The sequence below is a fragment of the Nonomuraea maheshkhaliensis genome (assembly GCF_039529435.1).
In the GTDB taxonomy this organism is placed as follows: domain Bacteria; phylum Actinomycetota; class Actinomycetes; order Streptosporangiales; family Streptosporangiaceae; genus Nonomuraea; species Nonomuraea maheshkhaliensis.
In genome coordinates this window covers 1-2,952 of sequence record NZ_BAAAMU010000258.1, presented here as the reverse complement: position 1 = coordinate 2,952, position 2,952 = coordinate 1, and the positions used below count along the sequence as shown (strand labels likewise).

The 2,952-nt window shown below is 56.9% G+C and carries 1 rRNA gene and 1 other annotated feature (1 of these 2 only partly in view); the gene reads left to right on the top strand.

The annotated features are described in order from the left end of the window. Nucleotides 1–2,670 (top strand) — a sequence feature (most likely nonfunctional fraction of RNA operon); it begins 1,691 nt to the left of the window's first position. A 158-nt stretch (nt 2,671–2,828) separates the two neighbouring features. Then, nucleotides 2,829–2,945: ribosomal RNA gene (gene rrf / locus ABFX54_RS55940) — 5S ribosomal RNA — on the top strand. Nucleotides 2,946–2,952: the final 7 nt, after the last annotated feature.

The following is a 2,952-nucleotide window of genomic DNA, read 5'->3' as shown; positions in this document are numbered from 1 at the left end:
TGGAGGGGATCCCAAGTAGCACGGGGCCCGAGAAATCCTGTGTGAATCTGCCAGGACCACCTGGTAAGCCTAAATACTCCCTGATGACCGATAGTGCACGAGTACCGTGAGGGAAAGGTGAAAAGTGCCCCGGTGAGGGGTCGTGAAATAGTACCTGAAACCGTGTGCCTACAAGCCGTAGGAGCTTACAAGGATTTCGGTCCTTGTGTGATGTGACTGCGTGCCTTTTGAAGAATGAGCCTGCGAGTTATGGTGTGTGGCGAGGTTAACCCGTGTGGGGGAGCCGTAGCGAAAGCGAGTCTGAAGAGGGCGTTTGAGTCGCATGCTGTAGACCCGAAGCGGAGTGATCTACGCATGGGCAGGTTGAAGCTCAGGTAAGACTGGGTGGAGGACCGAACCCACCAGGGTTGAAAACCTGGGGGATGATCTGTGTGTAGGGGTGAAAGGCCAATCAAACTCCGTGATAGCTGGTTCTCCCCGAAATGCATTTAGGTGCAGCGTTGCGTGTTTCTTGCCGGAGGTAGAGCACTGGATGGCTAATGGGCCCGACAAGGTTACTGACGTCAGCCAAACTCCGAATGCCGGTAAGTGAGAGCGTGGCAGTGAGACTGCGGGCGATAAGGTTCGTAGTCGAGAGGGAAACAGCCCAGATCACCGACTAAGGCCCCTAAGCGTGTGCTAAGTGGGAAAGGATGTGGAGTCGCAGAGACAACCAGGAGGTTGGCTTAGAAGCAGCCACCCTTGAAAGAGTGCGTAATAGCTCACTGGTCAAGTGATTCCGCGCCGACAATGTAGCGGGGCTCAAGTACACCGCCGAAGTCGTGGCACTGATGGGTCCTTCGGGGCTTGTTGGTGGGTAGGGGAGCGTCGTGCAGCCGGCGAAGCAGCAGAGTGATCTAGTTGTGGAGGCTGTGCGAGTGAGAATGCAGGCATGAGTAGCGAATCGAGGGTGAGAAACCCTCGCGCCGGATGACCAAGGGTTCCTGGGCCAGGCTAATCCGCCCAGGGTAAGTCGGGACCTAAGGCGAGGCCGACAGGCGTAGTCGATGGACAACGGGTTGATATTCCCGTACCCGCTTCAATGCGCCCATACTGAACCTCGTGATGCTAAGAGTCCTTAGCTCGGGCTGTCCTTCGGGACGGCCGTCAGAGTGAACGCTCGGTCCGATCGGGTAGTAGGTAAGCGATGGGGTGACGCAGGAAGGTAGTCCAGCCCAGGCGATGGTTGACCTGGGGTAAGCATGTAGGGCGGAACGTAGGTAAATCCGCGTTCCTTAAGCCTGAGATGTGATGCCGAGCCGATTGTGGTGAAGTGGATGATCCTATGCTGCCGAGAAAAGCCTCTAGTGAGTGTTGTGGCGGCCCGTACCCTAAACCGACTCAGGTGGTCAGGTAGAGAATACTAAGGCGATCGGGTGAACTGTGGTTAAGGAACTCGGCAAATTGCCCCCGTAACTTCGGGAGAAGGGGGGCCTCTGCTGGTGAACATCCTTGCGGTGGGAGCTGGTGGGGGCCGCAGTGGCCAGGGGGAAGCGACTGTTTACTAAAAACACAGGTCCGTGCGAAGTCGTAAGACGATGTATACGGACTGACGCCTGCCCGGTGCCGGAACGTTAAGGGGACCGCTTAGTTCAGCTTCGGCTGGGCGAAGGTGAGAACTTAAGCGCCGGTAAACGGCGGTGGTAACTATAACCATCCTAAGGTAGCGAAATTCCTTGTCGGGTAAGTTCCGACCTGCACGAATGGCGTAACGACTTCCCCGCTGTCTCAACCGCAGACCCGGCGAAATTGCACTACGAGTAAAGATGCTCGTTACGCGCAGCAGGACGGAAAGACCCCGGGACCTTCACTACAGCTTGACATTGGCGTTTGGAGCGTCTTGTGTAGGATAGGTGGGAGACTGGGAAGCTCGGACGCTAGTTCGGGTGGAGTCATTGGTGAAATACCACTCTGGTCGTTTTGAACGTCTAACTCTGGTCCGTGATCCGGATCGGGGACAGTGTCTGGTGGGTAGTTTAACTGGGGCGGTTGCCTCCTAAAGGGTAACGGAGGCGCCCAAAGGTTCCCTCAGCCTGGTTGGCAATCAGGTGTTGAGTGTAAGTGCACAAGGGAGCTTGACTGTGAGACTGACGGGTCGAGCAGGAGCGAAAGCTGGGACTAGTGATCCGGCATCGGCGTGTGGAAGCGGTGTCGCTCAACGGCTAAAAGGTACCCCGGGGATAACAGGCTGATCTTCCCCAAGAGTCCATATCGACGGGATGGTTTGGCACCTCGATGTCGGCTCGTCGCATCCTGGGGCTGGAGTAGGTCCCAAGGGTTGGGCTGTTCGCCCATTAAAGCGGTACGCGAGCTGGGTTTAGAACGTCGCGAGACAGTTCGGTCCCTATCCGCTGCGCGCGCAGGAGACTTGAAAGGGGCTGTCCCTAGTACGAGAGGACCGGGACGGACGAACCTCTGGTGTGCCAGTTGTACCGCCAGGTGCACGGCTGGTTGGCTACGTTCGGAAGGGATAACCGCTGAAAGCATCTAAGCGGGAAGCTCGCCTTGAGATGAGGTCTCCCACCCTGTGAGGGGGTAAGGCTCCCGGTAGACGACCGGGTTGATAGGCCGGAGGTGGAAGCACGGTAACGTGTGGAGCTGACCGGTACTAATAGGCCGAGGACTTGACCACAAAGCATCTTTCTGGCTTTGTGCGTGTGTGTGCTGCGTTCTGTTACTCTTCGCCGGGTCCAGAGCTGCGCCGCACCTGCTGAAGGCAGAAATTCTTGCTCGCGTCCACTAGGCAATTCTGAGACAGCAAACAGTGATGTTTGTGTGTTTCGGAGGGTTACGGCGGTTATGGCGGGAAGGAAACACCCGGTTACATTCCGAACCCGGAAGTTAAGCTTCTCAGCGCCGATGGTACTGCACTCGGGAGGGTGTGGGAGAGTAGGTCACCGCCGGACAATCTTT